Origin of the sequence: Myxococcus sp. AB056 (assembly GCF_006547365.1) — a bacterium.
In the GTDB taxonomy this organism is placed as follows: Bacteria; Myxococcota; Myxococcia; order Myxococcales; family Myxococcaceae; genus Myxococcus; species Myxococcus virescens.
In genome coordinates, this window is record NZ_VHLB01000044.1 from 51705 (window position 1) to 71905 (window position 20201).

18 protein-coding genes are annotated in these 20201 nt (G+C 69.9%); 10 read left to right on the top strand and 8 right to left on the bottom strand.

The features are described from left to right. The first annotated feature begins 220 nt into the window (after positions 1-220). Together FMP39_RS20055 and FMP39_RS20060 are read left to right on the top strand one after the other, a co-directional pair. Complete coding sequence (locus FMP39_RS20055; RefSeq protein WP_141591934.1) at positions 221-964, top strand: TenA family transcriptional regulator; 744 nt, start codon at positions 221-223, stop codon at positions 962-964. Between the two features lie 219 nt (positions 965-1183). Next, entirely contained in the window at positions 1184-2974 is a 1791-nt protein-coding gene (locus FMP39_RS20060) for a methyl-accepting chemotaxis protein (protein WP_228558153.1), read from the top strand. Here the strand turns inward: FMP39_RS20060 and FMP39_RS20065 are convergent. Next, positions 2958-4451, bottom strand: a complete 1494-nt coding sequence (locus tag FMP39_RS20065) for an ATP-binding protein (RefSeq protein ID WP_141591936.1) — start codon at positions 4449-4451, stop codon at positions 2958-2960. The two genes, FMP39_RS20060 and FMP39_RS20065, sit on opposite strands and share 17 nt — an antisense overlap. A 307-nt stretch (positions 4452-4758) precedes the next feature. Here FMP39_RS20065 and FMP39_RS20070 point away from each other — a divergent pair, with 307 nt between their 5' ends. Further along, on the top strand, positions 4759-5310 hold the full coding sequence (locus tag FMP39_RS20070; RefSeq protein ID WP_141591937.1) for a dihydrofolate reductase family protein: 552 nt from the start codon (positions 4759-4761) through the stop codon (positions 5308-5310). 154 nt (positions 5311-5464) lie between these two features. Here the strand turns inward: FMP39_RS20070 and radA are convergent, their stop codons facing one another. Then, positions 5465-6832 (bottom strand): DNA repair protein RadA, encoded by a 1368-nt coding sequence (gene radA, locus FMP39_RS20075; RefSeq protein WP_141591938.1) that lies wholly within the window; start codon positions 6830-6832, stop codon positions 5465-5467. Between the two features lie 183 nt (positions 6833-7015). Between radA and FMP39_RS20080 the strand changes: the two genes are divergently transcribed. The 6 genes from FMP39_RS20080 to FMP39_RS20105 all read left to right on the top strand — a co-directional run bounded on the left by FMP39_RS20080 (position 7016) and on the right by FMP39_RS20105 (position 11899). Continuing rightward, on the top strand, positions 7016-7285 hold the full coding sequence (locus tag FMP39_RS20080; RefSeq protein ID WP_090484785.1) for a GlsB/YeaQ/YmgE family stress response membrane protein: 270 nt from the start codon (positions 7016-7018) through the stop codon (positions 7283-7285). Positions 7286-7425: 140 nt separating this feature from the next. Continuing rightward, entirely contained in the window at positions 7426-8466 is a 1041-nt protein-coding gene (bioB, locus tag FMP39_RS20085; protein ID WP_141591939.1) for a biotin synthase BioB, read from the top strand. A 7-nt stretch (positions 8467-8473) separates the two neighbouring features. Then, on the top strand, positions 8474-9649 hold the full coding sequence (gene bioF / locus FMP39_RS20090; RefSeq protein WP_141591940.1) for an 8-amino-7-oxononanoate synthase: 1176 nt from the start codon (positions 8474-8476) through the stop codon (positions 9647-9649). After that, entirely contained in the window at positions 9642-10325 is a 684-nt protein-coding gene (bioD, locus tag FMP39_RS20095; protein ID WP_141591941.1) for a dethiobiotin synthase, read from the top strand. The genes bioF and bioD overlap by 8 nt, the downstream gene beginning before the upstream one ends. 132 nt (positions 10326-10457) lie before the next feature. Further along, complete coding sequence (locus FMP39_RS20100) at positions 10458-10736, top strand: hypothetical protein (protein ID WP_141591942.1); 279 nt, start codon at positions 10458-10460, stop codon at positions 10734-10736. Beyond that, positions 10733-11899: a pyridoxal phosphate-dependent aminotransferase gene (locus FMP39_RS20105; RefSeq protein WP_141591943.1), complete on the top strand. Its 1167-nt coding sequence runs from the start codon at positions 10733-10735 to the stop codon at positions 11897-11899. The genes FMP39_RS20100 and FMP39_RS20105 overlap by 4 nt, the downstream gene beginning before the upstream one ends. Positions 11900-11911: 12 nt before the next feature. Here FMP39_RS20105 and FMP39_RS20110 read toward each other — a convergent pair whose 3' ends face one another. From FMP39_RS20110 to FMP39_RS20120, 3 genes are all read right to left on the bottom strand, one after another. Beyond that, on the bottom strand, positions 11912-13342 hold the full coding sequence (locus FMP39_RS20110) for an ABC transporter substrate-binding protein (RefSeq protein WP_141591944.1): 1431 nt from the start codon (positions 13340-13342) through the stop codon (positions 11912-11914). Continuing rightward, on the bottom strand, positions 13342-14160 hold the full coding sequence (locus FMP39_RS20115; protein ID WP_141591945.1) for a hypothetical protein: 819 nt from the start codon (positions 14158-14160) through the stop codon (positions 13342-13344). Before FMP39_RS20115 ends, FMP39_RS20110 begins: the two co-directional genes overlap by 1 nt. A gap of 141 nt (positions 14161-14301) precedes the next feature. Continuing rightward, positions 14302-16095, bottom strand: coding sequence for a phosphoenolpyruvate carboxykinase (GTP) (locus FMP39_RS20120; RefSeq protein WP_090486929.1), 1794 nt, complete (start codon positions 16093-16095; stop codon positions 14302-14304). 210 nt (positions 16096-16305) lie between these two features. Here FMP39_RS20120 and FMP39_RS20125 point away from each other — a divergent pair, with 210 nt between their 5' ends. Further along, positions 16306-18168, top strand: coding sequence for an SLC13 family permease (locus FMP39_RS20125; protein ID WP_141591946.1), 1863 nt, complete (start codon positions 16306-16308; stop codon positions 18166-18168). 4 nt (positions 18169-18172) lie between these two features. Here the strand turns inward: FMP39_RS20125 and FMP39_RS20130 are convergent, their stop codons facing one another. From FMP39_RS20130 to FMP39_RS20140, 3 genes are all read right to left on the bottom strand, one after another. Further along, positions 18173-18796, bottom strand: coding sequence for a tRNA-(ms[2]io[6]A)-hydroxylase (locus FMP39_RS20130; RefSeq protein ID WP_011551383.1), 624 nt, complete (start codon positions 18794-18796; stop codon positions 18173-18175). Positions 18797-18824: 28 nt separating this feature from the next. Continuing rightward, entirely contained in the window at positions 18825-19661 is an 837-nt protein-coding gene (locus FMP39_RS20135) for a GNAT family N-acetyltransferase (protein WP_194858485.1), read from the bottom strand. 40 nt (positions 19662-19701) lie between these two features. Then, positions 19702-20201, bottom strand: a 500-nt coding sequence (locus FMP39_RS20140; protein ID WP_141591948.1) for an AgmX/PglI C-terminal domain-containing protein, incomplete at its 5' end; no start/stop codon positions are given.

A 20201-nucleotide genomic window follows, 5' to 3' on the forward strand; every position in this document is an offset into this window, starting at 1 on the left:
AGCGGAAGCGCGCACGGCCTCGCGGTCAGGGGCACTGTGGCTTCGCGGACCGAGCGCGCGCGCCCGCACCCGGATTTGAAACAAAATATGGGAAACGCGGCCTGATTGCCTTTGGGCCGATGGTGCCGCTGGAAAGCGATTGCAACCATGCCGTCCTGCTTGGGCGGGTGAGGGAGGCCATGCCGGCCTGTCACCTGTCGGGAAGCCAGGAGCCGTGCCCATGTCGTCCGCCGCGCCCCACCGTTACAGCCCCCCTGTGCTCACGCCCACCGCGCACCCGCGCTGGCTGGAGTCGATGTTGGAGTCCGTGCGCGACGAGTGGAACGCGGCCTGCTGGCCTCCGTTGTTCCGCGCGACGGCTGACGGTCAGCGTCCGCCGCTGCGTCACTGGCGGCGGGTGCTGTCCCACTTCTTCCTCATCGTCGAGTCCTTCCCCAAATACATGGGCCTGTCGCTGGCGAAGACGACCTACGGCCAGCGTCCTGGCGACGCGAGCGCCCGCCGCTGGCTGCTGCAGAACCTGGGCGTGGAGGCGAAGCATGCCGAGTGGTTCATCGACTGGATGCGCGGAATCGGCCTGGCGCCGGAAGATGTCTTCACCCAGCGCCCTCTGCCGGAGGTGCGGGCGCTGCATGAGTTCCTGCTCGACACCTGCGCGCACGGGACACTGGCCGAAGGCGTGGCCGCGTCCAACTGGGCGGTGGAGGGCATCACCGGCGTGTGGACGCGGGAGGTGGTGGAGCCCTTCCGCGCCTATGCCGAGGATGGCGCGCGCATCGACGCGTATTCGATGATGTGGCTCAAGGTGCACGCGCGCTATGACGACCAGCACCCGGAGGAGGCGCTGGAAATCATCAAGCTGTCCACCGACGCGGGCTCCGGTGAGCCCTTCCGCGTCCAGGCCGCGGCCAGGAAGTCGCTGCAGATGTATGCCGCCGCGCTCCACGCGTGCTGCAACGACTGAATCGCGCGACACCAGCGCACAGCCCTCCGGTGCGCCTCCCGCACACCTCGAGGCTCCGCGTGGGCTCACGGGCCCCGTGTTTCATGTGCTCTGTCCGGAAGGCGGCAGCTTCCGGATGACCCGCCTGTCCGCTTCGCGCGGAGAGTGCCGTACTTGCGGGTGAGGACTTCTGGCTCTGCCCTCGGGGTGTGAGCCCATGGCCTCGGGGGGATGTGCCACATGAATGCCGCAGACAAGGTCATCCAGGAGTACCGGGGACGTGCGCTCAAGGTGTTCATGTTGTGGGTGCTGCCGGTGGCGCCCATCGCCGCGTATCTCAATGGCATGGCCATGGGCGTGGCGGGTTGGTCGGGCCTGATTGCGGTGGCGTGGGTGCTGCCGCCCATCATCGTGGGCCTGGGCATCGCCTATCCCGCGTTCATGATGCACGTGCTGGTGGACGGCGCGCTGCGGGAGCGGCCGGAGGACACGCCCGGCGCGCGGCTGGAGCGAATCCTGCGCCTGCCGTGGCGCGCCGCGGTCGCATCCTCGTGGGGCGCGTGGACGCTGGGAGGCCTCTGGTTCAGCCTCCACGTGTGTCTGCTGTGGAAGAAGGACCTGTCCCTGGTCGTGGTGGGCACGCTCATTGGCATCTGCTTCGGCGTGGTGCTGGGCTTTCCCATCAGCGTCACGCTGGAGCGGTTGCTGTTGCCGCTGGCGCTGGAGGAGCAGCGCAAGGACCCGACGATGGCGCTCAAGGGCGGCGGCTTCTTCTGGCCGCGGCAGGCCTGGTTCATGCCCGTCACCTTCATTGGCTCCAGCCTCTGCGCGTTGGTGCTGAGCGGGTGCGTGGTGCTGGTGAAGCTGCAAGGCGTCCGGGACGAACTGCACAATGCGCTGGTGGCGGAGGGCGCGCACGGCTCGGCGGAGGCGCTGATGGGCATGGGCGGCATGCTGGCGGGGGAGCTGGCGTTCGGGCTGGCCTGGGTGGGCGGATTGCTGGCGATTCCCGCCGTCACCACCTGGATGCTGGCGCGCCGCCAGGCGCACGCGGCGGGCGCGGTGGGCGTGGCCATCGAGTCACTGTCCGCGGGGCGTGTCGTCTCGCCCGCCTGGGTGTCCACGGATGAGATGGGGGACTTGTCGGCTGGCATGAACGCGGTGCTCGTCCGTCTGCGGCAGTTGCCCCTGTCGCTCAATGCCTCCGCCACGCGGCTGAGCGGCGCGGGGCGCCATCTCCGGGAGTCGCACGATGAGCACCAGCAGAGCCTGGTCCGTCAAGCGTCCGCGCTGCACGAGGCGCAGATGACGTCGGAGGAGATTCGGCGCACGTCGCTGATGGCCGTCGAGCGAGCGGAGGAGGTGCTTCAGGTGGCCCGCCGCTCGGAGGCACTGGGACAGCAGGGCGAGGCCGCCGTGGAGCGGAGTCTCAACGGCCTGGCGGATATCCGCCGCGTGGTGGACGGCATCCAGGAACGGCTGACGCGGCTGGCCCAGAGCACCACGCAGATTGGCGAAATCACCGAGACGGTGAAGGACCTGGCGGACCAGTCCCACCTCCTGGCGGTCAACGCGGCCATCGAGGCGGCGCGCTCGGGCGAGCAGGGGCGGGGCTTCGCGGTGGTGGCCCGCGAGATTCGCGGCCTGTCGGACCAGTCCATCCAGGCCACGCGGCGCATCCGCGGCATCCTCCAGGACATCAGCACGGGCATCCGCGACGCGGCGAAGATGGGGGAGGCCGGCGTGCAGACCATTGGCACGGGCCTGGACCAGATGCGGGCGTCAGGGGACTCGCTGCGGGAGCTGTCTCGCATCGCCCAGGAGAACTCCACCGCGGCCCGGCAGATTGCCGCCGCGGTGACGCAGCAGGATGCCGGCTTCACGCAAATCTTCGACGCCATCGCGGACCTGTCGCAGCTCATGGACGCCACGCTGAAGCGGCTGGAGTCCACACAGGAGGCCACCGACACGCTGAGGGTCGTCTCCGACGACGTGGCGCGGATGGCGCGGCAGTTCAACGCGACGGGGTGACGGAAGCGCCGTGGCCCGGCTTCCCACCCAGCGGCAGCGTGAGGATGAAGCGCGTGTCGCCCGGCGCGGAGTCCAGCCGCAGCGCGCCGCCGTGCGCGAGCGCAATCTTGTGCGCCAGTGGCAGGCCCAGGCCGGTGCCCTTCTCGCGCGTGGTGAAGAAGGGCTCGAAGATGCGCTCGCGCGCCGTGCCGGGCACGCCGGGGCCCGTGTCGCGGACCTGGATGGTGTAGTGGCCGTCGTTGGACGCGCCGGACACCTGCACGCGTCCGCCCGGGGGGGATGCCTGCACCGCGTTCTTCACCAGGTTGACCAGCGCCGCGGTGAGCAGGCTGCCGTCGGCTTCCAGCACCGCGGGGGCGGCGTCGATGTCCACTGTGACGTCGCGGGCGCTGGCCTCAGCGGCCATCAGCTCGCAGACGACGGAGAGCAGGGTAGGGGCCTCCACGGGCGCGCGGGCCAGGGGCTGCTCGCGGGCGAAGGCGAGGAAGTCCTCGACGATGCGCTGGAGGTAGGCGACCTCGCGTTGGATGCGCTCCACGTGCGCGCCCGCGTCGGCGTGGGCGCCGGCCTGGAGGTCTTCCTTCAAGATTCCGGAGAAGAGCGCGATGCCGCCAATGGGGTTGCGCACCTCGTGGGCCACGCCCGCGAGCATCATCTTCAACTGACGGTCCCGGCTCTCCAGGGCGCCGCGCATGTCCTCCAGCTCGCGCGCGAGGACGCCGATTTCCAGCGTGGGCTCCGGTGGCACCGGGGTCGTCAGGTCGCCCCGGCCGATTCGCAGCGCGGACGCCATCAGCCGCCGCAGCGGCCGGGCCAGACCGCGCGCCGTCACCAACGCGATGACGGCGAGCGCGCTCAGCGCCACCGCGCCCATGATGGCGTAGGTGCGTGACAGTCGCTGCAGGGGACCGAAGAAGGCGGCGCTGGCCTCCACCCCCACGGCGCCCACCACGCGCCCCTCGTACAGGATGGGCGCATACCCCGTCTTGTAGCGCTGTCCGTCCGAGCCGGTGAAGAGCACCTGGCTGGCGGCGCGCTCCCCGGCGAAGACACGGGTGAGCTCCAGCCTGTCGCGCGCCAACTCCGGCATCTCCGCGCCCACCGGGAGCCCACCCCCGACGTCCACGCGCATCCGACCCTGCGTGTCCACGGCGTAGACGCGGCGCACGCCGCTGGCCTCCGCGATGTTCTCGAAGGTGCGGACGAAGTTGCGCCACGTGCGGGTGCTCGCCACGTCGTCGCCGGGTTCGATGGTCAGCAGCCGCTCACCATGGACCTGGGTGGCGGTGGCGGCGGCGATGCCGCTGAGGCTGGTGCCCAGCTCTTCTTCCAGGATGACGCGCGCGAGCTGGTAGACGGCGGTGCCCGCCACCGCGACGAAGAGCAGGGTGGGCACGAGGAACGCCACCAGCAGCCGCGCGGAGAGCGAGCCCAGCGCGTCACGCCATCGCGAAGTGTGTGGGGCAACGTGGGGCATGTCCGGTGCGGGACTTTAATCGAGCCTCGTCTCCCTCGCGGGGCGTGGCTGTGTGCTGCTGCCTGCTCGGATGGGGGTTGCCGAGGGCGCCAACGTGTGCGTACTTTATATGTGGCGCCTCACGGCGCTGTCCCATGACCTTCGCTCGCTAACCCAGGCTTCCGTGATTGCCCTTGCCGCTCCGGCCGATGTGCCGTGGCGTTGACGTGGGCTGCTGTCCGGATGCGTGGGTCCCCGCTGTGTTTCCCAGTCGTCTTCCTGAACCTGAATGACCGGCGCCTTTGCGCGCGCGGCATGGAGAACACGTATGCGAAAGCTCAAGTACCACGTTGCCACCAGCGTCGACGGTTTCATCGCCCACGAGGACGATACGTACGGCGCCTTCATGCAGGACCGCCTCATCAAGGACAGCGAGCACGTCGCGGACTACGTCGCGTCGCTGGCGACCTATGCGACGGTGCTCATGGGGCGGCGCACCTATGACGGCGGCCTCAAGGTGGGGGTGACGGACCCCTATCCGAACATGGACACCTACGTCTTCAGCCGCACGATGAAGGAGAGCCCGAATCCGCGCGTGAAGCTGGTGTCGGACGACGCGGTGGGCGAGGTCCGGCGTCTGAAGGCGAAGGAGGGCGGTGACATCTACCTGAGCGGTGGTGGCGCGTTCGCGGGGCTGCTGCTCGCCGAGGGGCTGGTCGACGAGGTCCTGCTCAAGATGAACCCGCTGATACTCGGCTCGGGCATCCCGCTGGTGGTCTCGCTGAAGCAGGTGGTGGACCTGGACCTGAAGTCCACCAAGGTCTACGCCAACGGCGTCGTGCTGCTGCGCTACGCCGTGATGCCTCGGCCGCAGGCCTAGCTCGCGGTACCTCGGGAGGGAGCGTGTCCGTGTGGCTTGGATGCGCTCCCTCCGGTGGAGTTGGCCCCGTCAAATCGGACAGCTCAGGGGGGGCGCTGGCAGTACGGAACTCGCGGGGTGACTTCATCTTCAGCTCACGTGCGGCGCGCTCCGCTCAGTCGAACATCGCGACCAGCGCGTCGCCGAGCGTCTCCACCCCGACGATCTTCATCTTCGGGCCCGCGTCCTCCAGCCGCCGCGCGCTGCCCGCGGGCAGCACCACGCGCTGGAAGCCCATCTTCGCGGCCTCCGCCAGTCGCGGCTCCACCTGACCTACCGCGCGCACCTCTCCGGCGAGGCCCACTTCTCCGAGCACCAGCGTCTTTGGATCCAACGGACGATTCTGGAGGCTGCTCACCAACGCCGCGCACACCGCGAGGTCACACGCGGGCTCGGTGAGCTGCATGCCGCCCGCCACGTTGACGAACAAGTCACAGCCCACCAGCGGAATCTCCTCCTTCTTCTCCAGCACCGCCGCCAGCAGCGCCACGCGGTTGCCGTCCACGCCAATCGCCGTGCGCCGCGCGGTGCCGTAGCCCGTGGGCGCCACCAGCGCTTGCACCTCCACCAGCAGCGGGCGCGTACCGTTCAGCGTGCTCGTCACCACGCTGCCTGACTTGCCCACCGGCCGCTCCGACAGGAAGAGGGCGGAGGGGTCGGATACCTCCACCAGCCCCGCGCCCTTCATCTCGAAGACGCCAATCTCGTTCGTGGAGCCGAAGCGGTTCTTGTGTGCGCGCAGGATTCGGAACGGGTGGCCCCGCTCGCCCTCGAAGTAGAGGACCGTGTCCACCATGTGCTCCAGCACGCGCGGGCCCGCGATGGAACCTTCCTTCGTCACGTGGCCCACCAGGAACGTGGGCACCCCCGTGCGCTTCGCGTAGGCCATCAGCCGGCCCGCCACCTCGCGCACCTGGGTGATGCTGCCGGGCGCGTTGCCCAGCTCCGGCAGGTACATGGTCTGGATGGAGTCCACCACTAGCGCCTGGGGCTTCAACGCCTCCGTCGCCGTCAGCACCCGCTCCGCGTCCGTCTCCGCGAACAGGTGGATGGAGTCCCCCTCCACCCGGAGCCGCTCGGCGCGCATCTTCGTCTGTCGCAGACTCTCTTCACCGGAGACGTAGAGCACCGGTCCGTGACGCGCCAGTCTGTCCAACGCCGCCAGCAGCAGCGTGGACTTGCCGATGCCCGGATCGCCACCCAGCAGCACGATGGAGCCGCTCACCACGCCGCCGCCCAGCACGCGGTCGAATTCGGCGATGCCCGTGCGCCGGCGCGTCTCCGTTTCGCCGCTCACTTCCTTGAGCAGCATGGGCCGCGCCGAACCGCCCGAGGCCCCCCAGGCCGGACGTCGCTCATCCGCCTTCGGGTCCGTCTCCTCCAGCAGGGAGCTCCACGCGCCACAGTCCGGACACTTCCCGAGCCACTTCGCCGTTTTGTATCCACACGCCTGACAGGTGTAGTGCGTCTTCGCCTTCGCCATGGGTTGGGTGAATAGCGCGGAACCCTGACGTTTTTGCGACCTTGCAGGCAGGCATGCCCGCAGAGCAGGCAGGCGCCATGTCAAGCCCCCCGGTGCCAAGTTGTACGAACGGGTGGGGCAACCCAGGTTTGCTCCCAGGTGGGCGTCGCACCCTGCGTCGCTAAACAAGCAAGGGAGGTAGTCATGGGGATTATCGCGTTTCTGGTCATTGGCCTTCTCGCGGGTCTGATTGCCCGCGCGCTCATGCCGGGCAACCAGTCGATGGGGCTCCTCGCCACCACGCTGCTGGGTATCGCCGGCTCCTTCGTGGGCGGTTTCGTCGCCTCGCTCTTCCGCAGTGATGGCCGCATCTTCGACCTGCACCCGACGGGACTCCTGTTCTCCGTCCTGGGCGCACTCCTGGTGTTGTTCCTGGTGGGCCTGGCAGGCCGGGGTCGCCGCGTCCACGTCTAGTGCCGCGCGTCAGTTGACGCGCTGAGCCCCTCTTGAGGGGAGATGGACCCTGGAGAGTCGTCAACCAACCTGCTCGCGGGCGTTGACAACTTTCCGGGGTCCACGCACGTTCGGGCCCTCATCCGTCCGTAGAGGAGCCCATGCCCGATACCGCCACTGTCTCCAGCGAGAGCGAGTTCTCCGGTCACGCCCACGTCGCCGCGCCGCCACCGGCGGGCGTGGACGTGCGCCATGACTGGTCGCTGTCGGAGGTGAGGGCCCTCTACGAGCTCCCGCTGCTGGACCTGGTGCACAAGGCCCAGACGGTCCACCGGGCCGTGTTCGTGGACAACAAGGTCCAGCTCTGTTCGCTGCTGTCCATCAAGACGGGCGGCTGCCCGGAGGACTGCTCGTACTGCCCGCAGGCGGCCCGCTACAAGACGGGCGTCAAGGCGGAGAAGCTGATGGCCCTGCCGGACGTGCTGGATGCCGCGTCCAAGGCCCGCGCCGCCGGAGCCACGCGCTTCTGCATGGGCGCCGCGTGGCGCGAGGTGAAGGACGGTCCGCAGTTCGACAGCGTGCTGGAGATGGTGCGCGGCGTGCGCGCGCTGGGCATGGAGGCGTGCGCCACCCTGGGCATGCTCTCCGAGAGCCAGGCGAAGCGCCTGCGCGAGGCCGGCCTGTCCGCGTACAACCACAACCTGGACACGTCGCCCGAGCACTACGGCGACATCATCTCCACCCGCACCTATGAAGACCGCCTGCGCACGCTCAACCGCGTGCGCGACGCCGGCATCTCCGTGTGCTGCGGCGGCATCATTGGCATGGGCGAGTCGGTGGATGACCGCTGCAACCTGCTGCGGACCCTGGCCAACCAGGAGCACCACCCGGAGTCGGTGCCCATCAACGCGCTGGTGGCCGTGGAGGGCACGCCGCTTCAGGAGCAGCAGCGCGTGGAGACGGTGGACATGGTGCGCACCATCGCCACCGCGCGCATCCTGATGCCCCAGTCCATGGTGCGCCTGTCCGCGGGCCGGCAGCAGATGAACGAAGAGGCGCAACTGCTGTGCATGATGGCGGGCGCCAACTCGCTCTTCTTCGGCGAGAAGCTGCTCACCACCGGCAACCCCGAGTACACCCAGGACATGGCCCTGCTGGAGAAGGCGGGCATCCGCCCCCTGGAGCCGCGTCAGGAAGGCTGAGCCCACCGTGAGTGATGAATCCGTCGCGGCGGCGTGGGCCCGGGAGGACCTGGAGGCCCTGTCCGAGCGCGGCCTGCGCCGCTACCTGGAGCCCCTGGATTCTCCCCAGGGGCCCGTGGTGCGCGTGGGGGGCGAGGCGCTCGTCAACTTCTCGTCCAATGACTACCTGGGGCTGGCCGCGTCACCCACCGTGCGTGCCGCGGCGCTGGCCGCCGTGGATCGCTACGGCGTAGGCACCGGTGCCAGCCGGTTGGTGGTGGGCGACACCGCCGCGCATCACCGGTTGGAAACGCGGCTGGCCGCCTTCGAGCGCGCGGAGGCCGTGCGCCTGTTCAACAGCGGCTACGCCGCCAACACCGGCATCATCCCCGCGCTGGTGGGGCCCGAGGACGCCGTCTTCTCCGATGCCCTCAACCACGCCTCGCTCGTGGATGGCTGCCGGCTGTCACGCGCCCGCGTCTGCGTCTATCCGCACGCGGACGTGGAGGCGCTCACGCGCGCCCTGGCGGAGACGCCCGCGCGCCGCAAGCTGGTGGTGACGGACACCGTCTTCTCCATGGACGGAGACGTGGCCCCGCTGCGCGACATCGTCGCCGCGTGCCGGGCCCACGGCGCCGCGCTGATGGTGGACGAAGCGCATGCCACCGGCGTGCTGGGCACACGCGGAGCGGGCCTCTGCGATGAGCTGGGATTGGAGAACGAGGTGGACCTGCGCATGGGCACGCTGAGCAAGGCGCTGGGCGTCATGGGCGCGTACGTGGCGACCTCTCGCGAGGTGGCGGACCTGCTGGTATCCCGCGCGCGGCCCTTCGTCTTCTCCACCGCGCTGCCGGCGCACCTGTGCGCCGCCGCCGAGGCCGCCGTGGACGCCGTGGAGGGCGACCCGGACCTGCGCGAGCGGCTGTGGCGCAACATCCGTCGCTTCGCGGAGGGCCTGCGCGGCTTGGGCGTGCGCGCCGAGCCTCGCAGCGCCGTGTTCCCCATCATCCTCGGCGAGCCCGAGCGGGCGCTGGACGCCGCACGCCGTCTGCGCGAGGCGGGCGTGCTGGTGAAGGCCATCCGCCCGCCCACCGTCCCCGAGGGCACCAGCCGCCTGCGCTTCTGCCTGTCCGCTTCCCACAGCGTGGGCCACGTGGACCTGGCGCTGGAGGCGCTGCGCACCGTGGGAGTCCGCCGTGGCTGAGCGTGGCAAGCCGTTCCAGATTTTCGTGACGGGCACGGACACCGGCGTGGGGAAGACGCAGGCGTCGTGCGCGCTCCTGTCGCTGCTGGCGGACGCGGGGCTGCGGCCCCAGGGCTTCAAGCCCTACGAGAGCGGCTGCGCGTCCCTGCGTGCGCCCGCGGACGCGCTGGCCCTGCGCGCGGCGGCGGGCAGCTCGCTGCGCGTGGATGAAGTGTGTCCTCACCGCTTCCGTCTGCCCGTGGCGCCCGGCGTGGCCGCCAGCCGCCTGGGACGCGAGCCCGACTGGGATGTCACGCTGGCCACGTGGCGTCGGCTGCGCGGGGGCAACGCCGTGGTGGAGGGGGCAGGGGGCCTGTTCGTGCCGCTGGACTCGAAGCACGACGTCATCGACCTCATCGCCACCTTGCACCTGCCGGTGCTGCTGGTGGCGCGCGCGGGCCTGGGCACGCTCAACCACACCGCGCTGTCGCTCCAGGCGCTGGCCGCGCGCCGCATTCCAGTGCGGGCCGTGCTGCTGTCGCGCGGGACGTCCGCGAAGGATGTTTCGGAGCGCGACAACCGGCGGCTCCTGGAGGCGCGGCACGGCGTCCCGGTGCTGGGACCGGTGCCCTATCTTCCCGACGCGCGGCGCCGCCATGCCGCGTTTCGCCGCGCGCTGCGGCCGCTGTTGCCCTGAACGCGCGGAGGCCGGAAAATCGGCCTCCGGCGCGTTTCCTTCCGAGGGCCAGTGCTACAGGTTGCGCAAGTTTTCGGGACATGCGGCCGTGAAATGGACGTGCCGTTTTTTCCGCGCGAGAACGCCTCACGAATGGCGGACATCATCGATCTCACGTTCCTCGCGGACGTCCGGCGGTTCTACAAGAAGCTCATCGACAAGAGGGGGCTTTCCTACTTCCTGCAAAAGGAAGGGCCTCGGCTCTTTCACATCGAGCCCTCCAAGGTGGAACTCGTGCTCCGGACCGCTCTGCGCATGCGCGACCCTCAACTTCCCCGGCCTCACGACAAGGCCATCGAGCACTGCCGCAAGGAGGTTCGCCGCGACCTGATTCGTCGTGTCGCGAACGCCATGCTGCAAACGGGCCTGTGAGCCGCTTCTCCGCGCGGACGGACTTCGCACGGACACCCAACCCGCTGACACGGGCGCTCGAGAGGCTCCACGCCAGCGGACGTCCCCTCCTGGACCTGACGGAATCCAACCCCACGCGTGTGGGGTTGCCCCTGCCGGACGCGGCGCTCCTGGCCCCCGAGGACGCCTTCTCCTACGAACCTGAGTCCCTGGGGCTCGCCTCCGCGCGACAGGCGCTGGTGGCGGACTTCGCGGCGCGGGGCGCCCAGGTCTCCGAAGCGCACCTGCTGCTGACCTCCAGCACCAGTGAAGCCTACGGCTGGCTCTTCAAGCTCCTGTGCGAGCCCGGGGACAACGTTCTCGTCCCGGCCCCCTGCTACCCCCTCTTCGAGCACCTCGCGCGCCTGGAGGGCGTCCAGACGCGTTCCTACGCCTTGCCGCGCGCGCATGGCTTCGGCCTGGACGCGGGGGAGGTGGCTGCGGCGTGCGACGCGCGGACCCGCGTGGTGCTGGTGGTGAACCCCGGCAACCCCACCGGCCACTTCCTGCACGACGGTGAGCTGGCGGCGCTGGCGGACGTGTGCGCGCGCCGCCAGCTGGCGCTCGTCTGCGACGAAGTCTTCTCGCCCTTCGCATGGGCGCCGGCGCCCGGGCGCGTGGCCACCGTGGCGGGGCGCGCGCTGCCGATGCTCACCTTCGCCCTCTCCGGCCTCTCCAAGTCCGCGGGGCTGCCCGGGCTCAAGCTGGCGTGGACGCACGTGGGCGGGCCCGCGGCGCTCCGTGACGAGGCGCTGGCCCGCCTGGACTGGGTGGGGGACACGTACCTGCCCGTGGGCACGCCCGTGCAGCGGGCCCTGCCCGCGCTCCTGGCCCATGCGCCTCGCTTCCAGGCGGCGGTGCTGGAGCGGGTGAGGGGCAACCGCCGGCGCCTGCTCGCGGCCCGGCCTCGCGACGCCAGCTGGGACGTGGTGCCGGCGGAGGGCGGGTGGAGCGCGGTGGTACGGATTCCGAGGGCGCCCGGCGAGGAGTCCACCTGCCTGGCCCTGCTGGACGCGGGCGTGCGGGTGCAGCCGGGCTACTTCTACGACTTCGGCGGCGGCGCCTTCCTCGTGCTGTCGCTGCTGCCCCAGCCCGAGGATTTCGCCGCCGCCGTCGAGGTGCTCGCGCGGACGCTGGGGCCCTGAGGCCCCGTCACGTCACTCCGTGGGCGGCGCGATGAGCTGCACCGTCTGGAACCCGCCGTCCTTCACGCGGAACAGCTCGTACTCGGACGGCGCCTCGCCCGTGGCGTCGAAGTCGAGGTTGCCGCTGGCGCCCGTCACGTTGATGACCTGTCCATTGCGGATGGCCGCGCGAGCGCCCGCGAAGCCCTCCGTGCCCAGGTTGTAGTTCAGGGACGTGCCTGCCTCGCCCGGCGTCACGAGCGCCAGTCCATCCGCAATGCGCGCGCCGGTGATGGCCTGCGGGGTGTTGACGTCGGGACCGGCGGCATACGCGGCGCCGAGCGCCACCAGGTACATGGCGTCATACGCGTGCGCGGTGAAGGAGTACTGCCCCGGGTCCGTCTGGTTGAAGGCGGAGCGGAAGCGCTGGGCGAACAGCTGATAGACGAGGTCTGGACGGGCCTGCGCTGGAGACGTGCCGTAGGCATCGTCCACGAGCGCCTCGTTGGCGCCCAGCGCGGTGAAGAGGCCCCGGTCCTTGCCGGCGTCGGTGAAGAACCACCGCTGGGTGTTCCGGCCCGCGGCGGCCGTCTGGTTGATGATGCGCGCGTTGTCCTCGGAGAAGCCGATGAGGACCTCGACATCCGGCAGACTGGTGGTGATGTGCTGCACCACACTGGAGACGTCGGCGCTGTTGCGGGTGTACTGGGCGGACGTCACGGTCCGCTGGGTGGCGTCGATGCGCCCCAGCGTCACGCCGAAGAGGCCTTGCCCGTAGGCGTCATTCACGTAGCTGATGCCGACCTTGGAGATGCTGTCGTAGAGCGGGGCACCATTCACCAGGATGTTGCCCTGGAGCAGGTCTCCGATGATGCGGCCCTGCAGCACGTCGGACGGGGCCGTCCGCCAGACGAGGCCTGCCGTGGTGCCGTTCTGGTCGTTGATGGCGGCCAGGTCCGGGCTGGTGGCGCTGTACGTGATCATCAGCACGCCGTTGGGCACGGTGAACGAGGACACCGCGAGCGCCTGGGCGCTGCTGGAGGTGAAAATCATCGGCACCTGGCGCTCACGCATCAGCCACTGGGCCTGCTCGGCGGCGCGGTTCGGCTCCGAGCGCGTGTCGCAGATGTGGAGGACGAAGGGCCGGCCGTTGACGCCCTCGCGCTGGTTGATTTCGTCGAGCGCCAGCTTGATGGCGTTGAGCGCCTGCACCTCGGACTCGTCCGGGCCGTCAGAGGTGCTCAGCGGCACCGTGGCGCCCAGGGGAATGGCGTTGGCCGCGGAGGCCGGGCCGTAGACCACTCCGCAGCCCTCTGGCTGCGGCAGGCAGTAGCCCGCGGTGCACACCTGCGCGGTTTCACAGTCCGAGGACGTCTCGCACTCGGTCAGTCCACTGGCGGTGGTGAAGCTGCACCCGGCCATCAGCAGGGTGCTTCCCGTCATCATCAATCGCAGCGCGCGCATCAGAAGCTCACCGCCATTCCTGCTCCAGCGCCCTTGGGCGCCATCGTGACTCGCACCTCACCCGCAACCGGGGGGCCATCCTTCGGGTAGAGGACGATGGCGGTGATGACACCGGCCAGTCCCACGCCGAAGCCGACGTCCGCCAGCAGCGCCCGGCTGCGCGTCTTGTCGGCGAACTCCTCCTTGCTCTCCACCCGGGTGGCGCCGTCGAACTGCTCACGCGCGTCGCGCGCCTGCATGCCGAACAGCACGCCCGCCACCACGCCCGCCGCGCCCACGCCGGCCGCGGCGAACGCGCCGATGCGCTGGCGCTTGTAGGACGTCAGCGCGCGCTGCAGCTCCGCCTCCTGCTGGCGCCGGCTCTCCTCCTCCGCGCGGCGGGCCGCGAGCTGCTCTTCTTCCGCCTGCCGGCGCGCGGCGTCCGCTTCCTCCTGGAGCCGCTGGCGCTCGGCGTTGGACGCGGCCGCCACCTGGTCTTCCTTCTCGATGAGCACCCGCAGCCGGTCGATGCTGCGCGCGCTGCGCTTGAGCAGCGTCGGGTCCGTGCCGTCGGTGGCGCCGACGTACTGCTGGTACCAGGTCACCGCCTCGCGCAGCTCTCCCGCGTTCTCCAGGGAGATGGCGATGTTGTAGATGAGCCGCGGATGGGGCTGGGCTTCATGCGCCTTCTTCAGCGCATCCGCTGCCTCGCGGTACTTGCCTCCCTGGTACAGCCGCTCGCCGTCCTTGATGAGGGCCGCTGCACTTTTCCCGCGCTGCGCGAACGCCACTGGTGGCGCCAGCGTGAGAATCACCGACAATACGAAAGCCAGTCTCATGACCTGAGAGCCTAGCGCGGAGCTCCGGGAAGGTCGAAGCGCTGACTTTTACTTCCTGTGAAAAACGGAGGGGCCGCCCACCGCGCTCGGTGCGAGCGGGAGGCGGCCCCGGGTGTCAGGCTGCTACAGACTGGCGGGGACTCAGTGGTCCAGGCGCGCCATCAGCAGCTTGCGCTGGAGCATCAGCGCGTCCGGCGCCTTGGTGCCGAGCTGCTCGAAGAAGACCTCCTGGCTCTTCAGCTCGGCCTTCCATTCGTCCTCCTTGATGGACGTGACTTCCGTCACCACGTCGGAGGCCAGGTCCAGGCCATTGAGGTTGAGGCCCTGGTCGGCGCGGGGCACCCAGCCCAGCAGCGTCTCCTGGGTGGGAACGCGGCCGTGGACGCGGTTCACGATCCACTCCAGCACGCGCATGTTCTCGCCGAAGCCCGGCCACATGAACTTGCCGTTCTTGTCCTGACGGAACCAGTTGACCTGGAAGATCTTCGGCAGCTGGGCGATGTGCTTCTGCATGTCCAGCCAGTGCTGGAGGTAGTCACCCATGTGGTAGCCGCAGAAGGGCAGCATGGCCATGGGGTCGCGGCGCACGACGCCGACCTTGCCGGTGGCCGCGGCCGTCGTCTCGCTGCCCATGGTGGCGCCCAGGAACACGCCGTGGGTCCAGTTGAAGGCCTGGAGCACCAGCGGGACGGTGTTGGAGCGGCGGCCGCCGAAGATGAGCGCGGAGATGGGCACGCCCATCGGGTCGTTGGCCTTGGGGCTCAGCGCCGGGTTGTTGGACATGGGCGCGGTGAAGCGGCTGTTGGGATGCGCCGCCTTCTCCGTGCTGCCCTTCTTCCAGGGGCGGCCCTGCCAGTCGGTGAGCTCGTCGGGGACCTCGCCGTCCTTGCCCTCCCACCACACGTCGCCGTCCGCCGTCAGCGCCACGTTGGTGAAGATGGTGTCCTTGGCGATGGACTCCATCGCGTTGGGGTTCGTCTTGTAGTTGGTGCCGGGCACCACGCCGAAGTAGCCGGCCTCCGGGTTGATGGCGTACAGGCGGCCATCCTTGCCGGGGTGCATCCACGCGATGTCGTCGCCGACGGTCTCAATCTTCCAGCCCTTGTACTCGGGGGGCGGAATCATCATCGCGAAGTTCGTCTTGCCACACGCGGACGGGAAGGCGGCGGCCACGTACGTGGTCTCACCCTTGGGGCTGGTGACGCCCAGGATGAGCATGTGCTCGGCCATCCAGCTTTCCTCGCGGCCCAGGTAGCTGCCGATGCGCAGCGCGAGGCACTTCTTGCCCAGCAGCACGTTGCCGCCGTAGCCGGAGCCGAAGCTCCAGATGGTGTTGTCCTGGGGGAAGTGGCAGATGTAGCGGCGGTCGGGGTCCACGTCGCCGGTGCTGTGCAGGCCGCGGTTGAAGTCGTCGCTGTCACCCAGCATGTCCAGCGCCTGCTTCCCCATGCGCGCCATGATGCGCATGTTCAGCACGACGTAGATGCTGTCGGTCAGCTCCACGCCCAGCTTGGTGAAGGGGCTGCCGATGGGGCCCATGGCGTAGGGCACCACGTACATGGTGCGGCCCTTCATGCACCCGGTGAACAGGTTGCCCAGCTTGGTGTAGGCCGCCTCGGGCTCCATCCAGTTGTTCGTCGGGCCGGCGTCCGTCTTGTTCGGCGTGCAGATGAACGTGAGGTGCTCCACGCGCGCCACGTCGTTCGGGTTGGAGCGGTGGAGGTAGCTGTTGGGGCGCTTCTCCGGGTTCAGCGGGATGAGGATGCCCTCCTTCACCGCCTGGTCCGTCAGCCGCTTCTTCTCCGCCTCGGACCCGTCACACCAGACGATGCTGTCCGGCTGGGTCATCTCGGCCATCTTGGCCACCCAGGCCAGGAGCGTGGGGTTTTTCGTGGGGGCCTGCTGGCCCTCCGCCGCAACTTGCGTCGAAGCCATGGATTCGTCCTCGTGGTTCAGGTCTGGAGACAGGCCCCAAACGTTCTGGAAGGGGGGCATAAATGCAACCCGCGACCGGTCACCCGCCTTGGTACCGAACAGGCCGCTCCTAATTCCACTTATCAGCGGCCGGTCATCCAGAAGTAAACGGCGCACTGCGCCACGGCACTCGCCATATCAGCGCAGCGAATACAGGTTGGGGCGGGCCTTATGACCATCGCCATCGTCCTGGGTGTTGTCGTCGTCGCGCTGGTGCTGTTCTCGTTCGACACGCTTCCCATCGAAGTCAGCTCGCTCGTGGTGGTGTGCCTGCTGGCGCTCACCGGCGTGCTCACGCCCGTGCAGGCGTTCGAGGGGTTCAGCAACGACACTGTCATCTTCATCTTCACGCTGCTCGCGATGACGCAGGGGCTCGCATCGACGGGCGTGGTTCAGTTGGTGGGGCAACGGTTGGCCTTCTTCGCCCGTTTCGGCCATCAGACGTTCGTCATGGCGATGATGGTGGCGGTGGCGGCCTTTTCCTCTGTCATCTCCAACACGGTGACGACGGCGGCCTTCCTGCCGGTGGCCATCGGCGCGGCCCAGCGCGCCAAGGTGCCCAAGAGCAAGGTGCTGCTGCCGCTGGCGTACGCCTCCATGCTGGGCGGCATGGTGTTCCTCTACGGCACCTCCACCAACCTGGTGATGTCCGCGGCGATGCAGCGGCTGGGCATGCCGGGCATCGGCGTGACGGAGCTGGCGCCGGTGGGGCTGCCACTGGCGGTTGTCGGCATCCTCGGGGTGGTGCTGCTGGCGCCGTGGTTGCTGCCGGCGCGCGAGGGCCGCGGCGCCATGGAGGACTGGACGCTGCGCGACTACCTCACGGAGGCGGTGCTGCCCCCGGACTCGCGCTACGTGGGCAAGGAGCTGGGGGACATCTCGGAGGGGCTGGGGCTGCGCGTCATCGGCATCATCCGCGACGGCGAGGCCCTGTCCGCGGTGCCGGGGTACCGGCTGCACGGCGACGAGCGGCTGCTCATCGAGGGCAACCGCGAGGCGATTCTGCGGGTGAAGGACCTGCGCGGCATCCAGATCCGCCCGGACGTGCGGCTGTCCGACGAGGAGCTGCACGACAAGGACTCCATCCTCATCGAAGCCAGCGTGCCGCCCGACAGCCCGTTGGTGGGGCGCAGCTTGAAGGAGACGCTCTTCGTGGAGCGCTACGGCCTGGTGGCGCTGGCCCTGCACCGCAAGCCCGCCATCCAGCGCGTCACCAAGCTCCAGCTCCTGGGCCGCACCTTCGGTGAGCGCTCGCTGTCCATGCTGCCGCTGTCGGTGGGAGACGTGCTGCTGCTGCGTGGCGCGCGCGACCGGGTGGACGAGCTGGCGCGGGGCGGCAACCTGACGGTGCTCAGCGGCCACGAGTACCAGCCGCCGCGCTACGGCAAGGCGCTGCTGGCAGTGGTGCTGTTCCTGGGCGCGCTGGCGGCGGGCTCGCTGGACGTGGTGCCGCTGTCGGTGGCGGGCCTCACCGGCATGTTGCTGATGATTGCCACTGGCTGCGTGGACCCGCGCACCGCGTTCCGCGTGGACTGGCGCGTGGTGCTGCTCATCGGCTCCATGATGGCGCTGGGGCTGGCCATGGAGGTGAGCGGCGCGGGCGCGTTCGTGGGAGACAGGGTGGCGGCGCTGGGCGCATTGGGTGGCCCGCGCATGGTGATGGTGGTGCTGATGGTGCTGACCATCGTCCTGTCCGCGCCGATGAGCAACCAGGCCGCGGCGCTGGTGGTGCTGCCAGTGGCCATCAACGCCGCGCAGCAGCTCGGCGTGGACGCGCGGCCCTTCGCCATGGCGGTGACGCTGGCGGCCAGTTGTTCGTTCATCACCCCGCTGGAGCCCAGTTGCGTGCTCGTCTATGGGCCGGGGCACTACCGCTTCACGGACTTCTTCCGCCTGGGCACGCCGCTCACCGCGGTGCTGGTGGTCCTGCTCGCGGTGGCCGTGCCCTGGGCGTGGCCGCTGGAGAAGGGCGCCTCACCGGCGCCGGTGGCGCATCGCCCGGCCGTGGGCCAGCGGGCGCCCACGGGGCCGTGACGGCTCAGTGGATGGCGGCGCGCAGCCCCACGTCGGTGATGACCTGCGCCTCGCGCTCCAGCATCCACTCCAGCCGCGCCTTCACGCTGGTTTCGTCGCCTTCGGACGCGGTGACGGCCAGCCGGTAGAAGAGGGACTGATGGCCGTCCTCGGACTGGGCCAGCTCGCCGTAGAAGCGCGCCAGGGCCGGGTCGGTGAGGCCTTCGGCCAGCAGGGACAGCCGCTCGCAGGAGCGGGCTTCGATGACGGCGGCCACCAGCAGCCGGTCCATGCGGCGCTCGGCGGCGGGCGTGCGAATCAGCTTCTGAAGGCCCTGGGCGTAGGGGTCTCCCGCGTCCTTGGTCAACGTGAGGCCCCGCGCCGCCATCAAGTCCAGCACGCGGGCCAGGTGCGCGCTCTCCTCGCGCGCCAGCCGCGCCATCTGCGAGGGAAGCCCCGGCAGGTCCGGGTAGGCCTGGAGCATGGACAGCGCGTTGGCGGCGGCCTTCTTCTCGCAGTGGGCATGGTCCACCAGCACCTCGTCGAACCGCTCGAGCGCCAGGGGCAGCCAGCGCGGGTCGGTGGCGGCGTGAAGAATGACGGGGCCCTCTCCAGAGAGGGGACGGCGGGAAGGCGTGGGACGGCTCATGCGGGCGCGGACTGTACGCGGCCGGCCGCTACTCCACCAGGACGAGCCGCCACGTCCGTCCGGCCAGGTAGCCGACCTTGCGGGCGATGCGAGCGGTGCTCTCGTCCCGCTCGTCGATGCGCAGGGTCAGCCGCGGCAGCGATGACAGCAGGTGGCGGGAAATCTGGCCCAGGCACAGCAGGGCGTGGCCCTTCTTGCGCTCGGCGGGCAGCGTGTAGAGGCCCTCCAGCTCCGCGCCGTACTGGGAGCGGCTGCCGATATCCACCTTGAACACCAGCGCGCCATTCTCCTCCAACACGTAGGTGCGGCGCTGGCGCACGCGCTGGATGACGCGGGCCTCGTAGCCGCGCGGGTCCTCGGCCAACGGGTCTCGCTCGTGCACCTCGCGCACGTAGCCCTGGGCCAGCGGCAGCAGCCGGGGCAGGTCCTCTTCCTTCGCCAGCCGCAAGAGCGGGTTGGTGAAGGGGCCCAGGTCATCCGCCGACACGCTGAACAGCCGCTGCGTGCGCGACAGACGCGGCTTGCCTGGGGCCAGGCTGCGCAGCAGCGCGTCCACCGACGACTTGTCGCCCACGGTGGAGCGCAGCGTCAGGCGCGAGGACAGCGCGTCCGCGATGACGCTGGTGGCGCCCGCCTCGCTCGCGCTGGGCACCACCAGCCCGCCGTCGCCGCCCACGAACACGGCGGCGGTGAGGACCTGGCTGTCGAAGCGGCCGTAGAAGGCGAAGGGCACCCGGCCACGGGGGGCGATGCCGAACTCCTCCAGCAACCCCAGCAGGTAGAGGTTGTGGACCGGGTCCTTCGACAGGAGCCCCCGAAGGGCTTCCGCGTCATGGGGACCAAGCTGTTCGACGGTAACGGGCATGAAGGGTCGGGGGCTCCGGCACCTTACGCAAAACCGGGCCCTACCGGCCAGTCTCCCCAGGGACACGGAACTCGAAGGGGTAGACGACCGTCGCCTTTCCTCCGCCAAAGGGCGCCGGGAAGCGGACGTCCAGCAGCGAGTCCAGCGCGCACGCCTGCACGAAGGGGTCGGGGATGGTGCTGGACACCAGCTCGCCCGCGCTCATCACCCCGCCCTCGTTGCCCGCCTCCACGGTGAAGCGCAGCTTCACTGTCTGCGGACCCCGGTTGCGTTGTGCCGCGTCCTCGAAACATTGCTGCACGAGCGGAGTCACCGCCTGGATGGCGGCACGGATGTCGTCGGCGTGGATGCGGCCGGTGGTGGATTCGACCACCGGCTCCACCTCCACCACGCGCCGCGGGTCCCCCGAGGCCGCGGGCGGCGCGGGCACGTCGGTCCGTGACGACGGAAAGCCGGGCGGAGGCTGCACCGGTGGGGGTGTGGCGCTGGGCGGCGACAGGCCGGGCGTGGGGGCGATGCGTGTGCCGGGCGGTTGCGGGG

Bases quoted from the DNA above. Each gene is read 5' to 3' on its own strand.
- FMP39_RS20055 (WP_141591934.1), top strand. From the start codon at position 221: ATGTCGTCCGCCGCGCCCCACCGTTACAGCCCCCCTGTGCTCACGCCC.
- FMP39_RS20060 (WP_228558153.1), top strand. From the start codon at position 1,184: ATGAATGCCGCAGACAAGGTCATCCAGGAGTACCGGGGACGTGCGCTC.
- FMP39_RS20065 (WP_141591936.1), bottom strand. From the start codon at position 4,451: ATGCCCCACGTTGCCCCACACACTTCGCGATGGCGTGACGCGCTGGGC.
- FMP39_RS20070 (WP_141591937.1), top strand. From the start codon at position 4,759: ATGCGAAAGCTCAAGTACCACGTTGCCACCAGCGTCGACGGTTTCATC.
- radA (WP_141591938.1), bottom strand. From the start codon at position 6,832: ATGGCGAAGGCGAAGACGCACTACACCTGTCAGGCGTGTGGATACAAA.
- FMP39_RS20080 (WP_090484785.1), top strand. From the start codon at position 7,016: ATGGGGATTATCGCGTTTCTGGTCATTGGCCTTCTCGCGGGTCTGATT.
- bioB (WP_141591939.1), top strand. From the start codon at position 7,426: ATGCCCGATACCGCCACTGTCTCCAGCGAGAGCGAGTTCTCCGGTCAC.
- FMP39_RS20100 (WP_141591942.1), top strand. From the start codon at position 10,458: ATGGCGGACATCATCGATCTCACGTTCCTCGCGGACGTCCGGCGGTTC.
- FMP39_RS20110 (WP_141591944.1), bottom strand. From the start codon at position 13,342: ATGCGCGCGCTGCGATTGATGATGACGGGAAGCACCCTGCTGATGGCC.
- FMP39_RS20115 (WP_141591945.1), bottom strand. From the start codon at position 14,160: ATGAGACTGGCTTTCGTATTGTCGGTGATTCTCACGCTGGCGCCACCA.
- FMP39_RS20120 (WP_090486929.1), bottom strand. From the start codon at position 16,095: ATGGCTTCGACGCAAGTTGCGGCGGAGGGCCAGCAGGCCCCCACGAAA.
- FMP39_RS20125 (WP_141591946.1), top strand. From the start codon at position 16,306: ATGACCATCGCCATCGTCCTGGGTGTTGTCGTCGTCGCGCTGGTGCTG.
- FMP39_RS20130 (WP_011551383.1), bottom strand. From the start codon at position 18,796: ATGAGCCGTCCCACGCCTTCCCGCCGTCCCCTCTCTGGAGAGGGCCCC.
- FMP39_RS20135 (WP_194858485.1), bottom strand. From the start codon at position 19,661: ATGCCCGTTACCGTCGAACAGCTTGGTCCCCATGACGCGGAAGCCCTT.